This is a genomic window from Streptosporangium nanhuense, from assembly GCF_059358815.1.
Map to the genome: position 1 here is coordinate 1 of NZ_JCADBG010000061.1, position 7,418 is coordinate 7,418.

The following is a 7,418-nucleotide window of genomic DNA, read 5'->3' on the forward strand; positions in this document are numbered from 1 at the left end:
CGGCCGTTCCGGCTCCCAGTCTGGCGTTGTTGAAGACGGCGGCGCCGAGCACGGTCGCGGTGGCGGGCCGGACGATCACCTATTCCTATGTGGTCGTCAACGACGGCAACGTCACGTTGACGGGTGTGGGGGTGGTGGACACGTCGTTCTCGGGTTCGGGTGCGCCGCCGGTGGTGACGTGTCCGGTGACGACGCTGGCGCCGCAGGCCTCGACCACCTGCACCGGCACGTATGTGACGACGCAGGCTGACATCGACGCCGGTTCGATCGTGAACACCGCGGTGGCGTCGGGGACGCCACCCACCGGCCCGCCGGTGGCCTCAAACCCGTCGACGGCGACGGTGACGGCCGCCCCGGTTCCCAGTCTGGCGTTGTTGAAGACGGCGGCGCCGAGCACGGTGGTGGCGGCCGGCCGGACGATCGTCTATTCCTACGCGGTCCTCAACACGGGTAACACGACGTTGACGGGTGTGGGGGTGGTGGACACGTCGTTCTCGGGTTCGGGTGCGCCGCCGGTGGTGACGTGTCCGGTGACGACGCTGGCGCCACAGACCTCGACCACCTGCACCGGCACGTATGTGACGACGCAGGCTGACATCGACGCCGGTTCGATCGTGAACACCGCGGTCGCCTCGGGGACGCCCCCGACAGGTCCGGCGGTGGCCTCCGATCCGTCGACGGCGGCGGTGACGGCCGTCCCGGCTCCCAGTCTGGCGCTGTTGAAGACGGCGGCGCCGAGCACGGTGGTGGCGGCCGGCCGGACGATCGTCTACTCCTACCGGGTCGTCAACACGGGTAACACGACGTTGACCGGCGTGAGCGTGGTGGACACGTCGTTCTCGGGGTTGGGGGCACTTGCGGTGATCACGTGTCCGGTGACGACGCTGGCGCCGCAGGCCACGACGACCTGCACCAGCACGTATACGATCACGCAGGCCGACATCGACGCGGGATCGGTGGTGAACACGGCGATCGTCTCGGGGACGCCCCCGACGGGTCCGCCGGTGGCCTCCGATCCGTCGACCGCGACGATCACCATCCCCTCGGTTCCCAGTCTGGCGCTGTTGAAGACGGCGTCGCCGGCCACGGTGGCGGCGGCGGGGCGGACGATTGTCTATTCGTACGCGGTCGTCAACACGGGTAACACGACGTTGACCGCTGTGAGTGTGGCGGACACGTCGTTCTCGGGGACGGGGACGCCTCCGGTGATCACGTGTCCGGTGACGACGCTGGCTCCGCAGGCCACGACGACGTGTACCAGCACGTACACGGTCACGCAGGCTGACATCGACGCGGGGTCGATCGTGAACAACGCGGTGGCGTCGGGGACGCCGCCGACGGGTCCGCCGGCGGCGTCCGACACGTCGACGGTGACGGTGACGGCCGAGACGGCCCCCAGTCTGGCGCTGTTGAAGACGGCGTCGCCGAGCACGGTGACGGCGGCGGGTGAGCTGATCACTTACTCGTACGCGGTCGTCAACACCGGTAACACGACGTTGACCGCTGTGAGCGTGACGGACACGTCGTTCTCGGGGACGGGGACGCCGCCGGTGGTCACGTGTCCGGTGACGACGCTGGCGCCGCAGGCTGCGACGACGTGTACCAGCACGTATGTGACGACGCAGGCTGACATCGACGCGGGGTCGATCGTGAACAACGCGGTGGCGTCGGGGACGCCGCCGACGGGTCCGCCGGCGGCGTCCGACACGTCGACGGTGACGGTGACGGCCGCCCCGGCTCCCAGCCTGGTGCTGTCGAAGACGGCGGCACCGACCACGGTGACGGCGGCCGGTCAGACGATCACCTATTCGTACATGATCATGAATACCGGTAACGCGACGTTGACCGCTTTGACCGTGACGGATACGTCGTTCTCGGGGACGGGAACGCCGCCGGTGGTCACCTGCCCGGTGACGACGTTGGCCCCGCAGGCCTCGGCGACGTGTACGGGCACGTACACGGTCACCCAGGCCGACATCGACGCGGGAACGGTCGTGAACACCGCGGTCGCCTCCGGCACCCCGCCCACCGGTCCGCCGGTCACGTCCGATCCGTCGACCGCGACATTGACCGCCGTGCCGACTTTCGGCCTGACGGTGTTGAAGACCGTCGCTCCGTCGACCATGACCGAGGCGGGTCAGGCGGTGACCTATTCTTACCTGGTCACCAACGCGGGGAACGTGACGTTGACGGGTGTGGGGGTGGTGGACACGTCGTTCTCGGGTTCGGGAACGTCTCCGGTGGTGACGTGTCCGGTGACGACGCTGGCGCCGCAGGCCTCGACGACGTGTACCAGCACGTACACGGTCACCCAGGCCGACATCGACGCGGGGTCGATCGTGAACACCGCGGTCGCCTCCGGCACCCCGCCCACCGGTCCGCCGGTCACGTCCACTCCGTCGACCGCGACGGTGACCGCCGACTCGCTTCCCGGCCTGGCGCTGCTGAAGACGGCGACTCCGTCCACGGTGTCGGTGGCGGGTCAGACGGTGACCTATTCCTACCTGGTGGCCAACACCGGGAACGTGACGTTGACGGGTGTGGGGGTGACGGACACGTCGTTCTCGGGTTCGGGTGCGCCGCCGGTGGTGACGTGTCCGGTGACGACGCTGGCGCCACAGACCTCGACCACCTGTACGAGCACCTACACGGTCACCCAGGCCGATATAGACGCCGGTTCGATCGTGAACACCGCGACGGCCTCCGGGACTCCGCCGACAGGCCCCGTGGTGGTCTCCGATCCGTCGACGGCGACGGTCACGGCGACGACGGCCTCGTTGCTGACGCTCGTCAAGACGGTGGATCCGTCCACGGTGTCGGTGGCGGGTCAGACGGTGACCTATTCCTACCTGGTCACCAACACCGGGAACGTGACGTTGACCGGGGTGGGGGTGACGGACACGGCGTTCTCGGGTTCGGGTACACCGTCGGCGATCACTTGCCCGGTGACGACGCTGGTCCCGCAGGCCTCGACCACCTGTACGGGCACGTACACGGTCACCCAGGCCGACATCGATGCGGGGTCGATCGTGAACACCGCGGTCGCCTCCGGCACCCCGCCGACCGGCCCGGCGATCACGTCCGCTCCGTCGACCGCGACGGTGACGGCTGCCCCGGCTCCCGGCCTGGCGCTGCTGAAGACGGCGTCGCCGGCCACGACGACGGCGGCGGACCGGACGATCGTCTATTCGTACGCGGTCGTCAACACCGGGAACACGACGTTGACCGGGGTGGATGTGACGGACACGTCGTTCTCGGGGACGGGTGCGCCGCCGGTGGTGACGTGTCCGGTGACGACGCTGGCGCCGCAGGCCTCGACCACCTGTACCAGCACGTATGTGACGACGCAGGCCGATGTGGACGCGGGTGCCGTGGTGAACACGGCGGTCGCCTCCGGTACTCCGCCGGCGGGTCCGGCGATCACGTCTGATCCGTCGACCGTGACGGTCACGATCACGGCGGCCCCCAGCCTGGCGCTGCAGCAGACGGCGTCGCCGAGCACGGTGGCGGCGGCCGGCCGGACGATCACCTATTCGTACGTGATCGTCAACACCGGGAACACGACGTTGACCGGGGTGGGTGTGACGGCTACGTCGTTCTCGGGGACGGGTGCGCCGCCGGTGGTCACCTGTCCGGTGACGACGCTGGTCCCGCAGGCCTCGACCACCTGTACGGGCACGTATGTGACGACGCAGGCCGATGTGGACGCCGGTTCGATCGTGAACACGGCGGTCGCGTCGGGGACGCCGCCGGTGGGTCCGGCGGTGGTCTCCGATCCGGCGACGGCGACGGTGACGGCCGAGGCGGCTTCCGGCCTGGCCCTGTTGAAGACGGCGTCGCCGGCCACGACGACGGCGGCGGACCGGACGATCGTCTATTCGTACGTGGTCGTCAACACCGGGAACACGACGTTGACCGGGGTGGGCGTGGTGGACACGTCGTTCTCGGGGACGGGGACGCCTCCGGTGGTCACCTGTCCGGTGACGACGCTGGCTCCGCAGGCGTCGACGACGTGTACCAGCACGTATGTGACGACGCAGGCCGATGTGGACGCGGGTGCCGTGGTGAACACGGCGGTCGCGTCGGGCACTCCACCGGCGGGTCCGGCGATCACGTCCAACCCGTCGACCGCCACGGTCACCATCATCGCGGCCCCCGGCCTGGCCCTCCTAAAGACGGCCTCGCCGAGCTCGGCGACGGTGGCGGGGCAGACGATCACCTATTCGTACGTGATCGTCAACACCGGCAACACGACGTTGACCGGGGTGAGCGTGACGGACACGGCGTTCTCGGGTTCGGGGACGCCGCCGGTGGTGACGTGTCCGGTGACGACGCTGGTCCCGCAGGCCTCGACCACCTGTACGAGCACCTACACGGTCACCCAGGCCGATATCGACGCGGGTTCGGTGGTGAACACGGCGGTCGCGTCGGGGACGCCGCCGGTGGGTCCGGCGGTGGTCTCCGATCCGTCGACGGCGACGGTCACCATCACGGCGGCTTCCGGCTTGACGTTGTTGAAGACGGCCTCGCCGAGCACGGTGGTGGCGGCGGGCGCGACGATCACTTACTCGTACGTGATCGTCAACACCGGGAACACGACGTTGACCGGGGTGGGCGTGGTGGACACGGCGTTCTCGGGTTCGGGGACGCCTCCGGTGGTGACGTGTCCGGTGACGACGCTGGTCCCGCAGGCCTCGACGACCTGCACGGGCACGTATGTGACCACGCAGGCCGATGCGGACGCCGGGTCGATCGTGAACACCGCGGTCGCCTCCGGCAGCCCGCCGACGGGTCCGGCGGTGACATCGGCTCCGTCGACGGCGACGGTCACCATCACGGCGGCTCCCGGCCTGGCGCTGTTGAAGACCGCCTTCCCCTCGGCCCTGGCGGCCACCGGTCAGACGATCACCTACTCCTACCTGGTCGTCAACACCGGTAACGCGACGTTGACGGGCGTGGATGTGACGGACACGGCGTTCTCGGGCACGGGGACGCCTCCGGTGGTGACGTGTCCGGTGACGACGCTGGCCCCGCAGGCCTCGACCACCTGTACGGGCACGTACACGGTCACCCAGGCCGACATCGACGCGGGCTCGATCGTGAACACGGCGATCGCCTCCGGCACTCCGCCGACGGGTCCGGCGGTGGCGTCCGATCCGTCGACGGCGACGGTCATCGTCACGGCGGCTCCCGGCCTGGCGCTGTTGAAGACCGCTTTCCCCCCGGCCGTGGCGACCGCGGGTCAGACGATCACCTACTCGCACGTGGTCGTCAACAACGGAAACACGACGCTGACCGGTGTGGGTGTGACGGATACGGCGTTCTCGGGGACGGGGACGCCGCCGGTGGTCACCTGCCCGGTGACGACGTTGGCACCGCAGGACTCGACGACGTGCACCAGCACGTACACGGTCACCCAGGCGGACCTCGACGCGGGCTCGATCGTGAATACCGCGGTCGCGTCGGGGACGCCGCCGACCGGTCCGGCGGTGACGTCGGCTCCGTCGACGGTGACGGTGACGGCCGCGGGGGTTCCCGGCCTGGCACTCGTGAAGACGGCCTCGCCGGCCACGGTGGTGGCGGCGGGTGCGACGATCGTCTACTCCTACCTGGTGGTCAACACCGGTAACGCGACGTTGACGGGTGTGGGGGTGACGGATACGGCGTTCTCGGGGACGGGTGCGCCTCCGGTGGTGACGTGTCCGGTGACGACGCTGGCGCCGCAGGCTTCGACCACCTGTACCAGCACGTACGTGACCACGCAGGCCGACCTTGACGCGGGCTCGATCGTGAACACGGCGGTCGCCTCCGGTACTCCGCCGACGGGTCCGGCGGTGGTCTCCGATCCGTCGACGGCGACGGTCATCGTCACGGCGGCTCCCGGCCTGGCGCTGCTGAAGACGGCCTCGCCGGCCACGGTGGTGGCGGCGGGCGCGACGATCACCTATTCGTACGCGGTCGTCAACACCGGAAACACGACGTTGACCGGTGTGAGTGTGACGGATACGGCGTTCTCGGGTTCGGGTGCGCCTCCGGTGGTGACGTGTCCGGTGACGACGCTGGCGCCGCAGGCTTCGACCACCTGTACGAGCACTTATGTGACGACGCAGGCGGATGTGGACGCGGGTGTGATCGTGAACACGGCGGTCGCCTCCGGTACCCCGCCGACGGGTCCGGCGGTGGCGTCCGATCCGTCGACGGCGACGGTCACCATCACGGCGGCTCCCGGCCTGGCGCTGTTGAAGACCGCCTTCCCCTCGGCCGTGACGACCGCGGGCACGACGATCACTTACTCGTACGTGGTCGTCAACACCGGTAACGCGACGTTGACGGGTGTGGGGGTGACGGATACGGCGTTCTCGGGGACGGGTGCGCCGCCGGTGGTGACGTGTCCGGTGACGACGCTGGCGCCGCAGGCCTCGACCACCTGTACGAGCACGTATGTGACCACGCAGGCGGATGTGGACGCGGGGTCGATCGTGAACACCGCGGTCGCTTCCGGCACTCCGCCGACCGGTCCGGCGGTGACGTCCAACCCGTCGACGGTGACGATCACCGGGGAGCCGGCCGCCGGCCTGACGTTGCTGAAGACGGCGTCGCCGAGTTCGGTGACGGCGGCAGACCGGACGATCACCTACTCCTATCTGGTGGTCAACTCCGGTAACGCGACGTTGACCGGTGTGGGTGTGACGGATACGGCGTTCTCGGGGACGGGTGCGCCGCCGGTGGTGACGTGTCCGGTGACGACGCTGGCCCCGGAGGACTCGACCACCTGTACGGGCACGTATGTGACGACGCAGGCCGACATCGACGCGGGTGTGATCGTGAATACGGCGATCGCCTCCGGTACGCCGCCGACAGGTCCGGCGGTGACGTCGGCCGCGTCGACCGCGACGGTGACGGCTGTCCCGGCTCCGAGTCTGGCGTTGCTGAAGACAGCGTCGCCGACCTCGGCGACGGCGGCGGGCGCGACGATCACCTACTCCTACCTGGTCGTCAACACCGGTAACGCGACGTTGACCGGTGTGGGTGTGACGGATACGGCGTTCTCGGGGACGGGGACGCCTCCGGTGGTGACGTGTCCGGTGACGACGCTGGCGCCGCAGGCCTCGACCACCTGTACGAGCACGTATGTGACGACGCAGGCGGATGTGGACGCGGGTGTGATCGTGAATACGGCGGTCGCGTCGGGGACGCCGCCGACGGGCCCGGCGGTGACGTCGGCCGCGTCGACGGCGACGGTCACCATCACGGCGGCACCCGGCTTGACGCTGTTGAAGACCGCCTTCCCTTCGGCGGTGGCGACCGCAGGGCAGACGATCACCTATTCGTACGTGATCATCAACTCCGGTAACGCGACGTTGACCGCTGTGGGTGTGGTGGATACGGCGTTCTCGGGGACGGGTGCGCCGCCGGTG

Annotated in this window: 1 protein-coding gene; it reads left to right on the plus strand. The window is 69.3% G+C overall.

What is annotated here, in order from left to right:
- Positions 1 to 20 precede the first annotated feature (20 nt).
- The coding region (locus AC5L38_RS43725) for a beta strand repeat-containing protein (protein ID WP_495248731.1) at positions 21 to 7,418 on the plus strand (7,398 nt) is incomplete at its 3' end.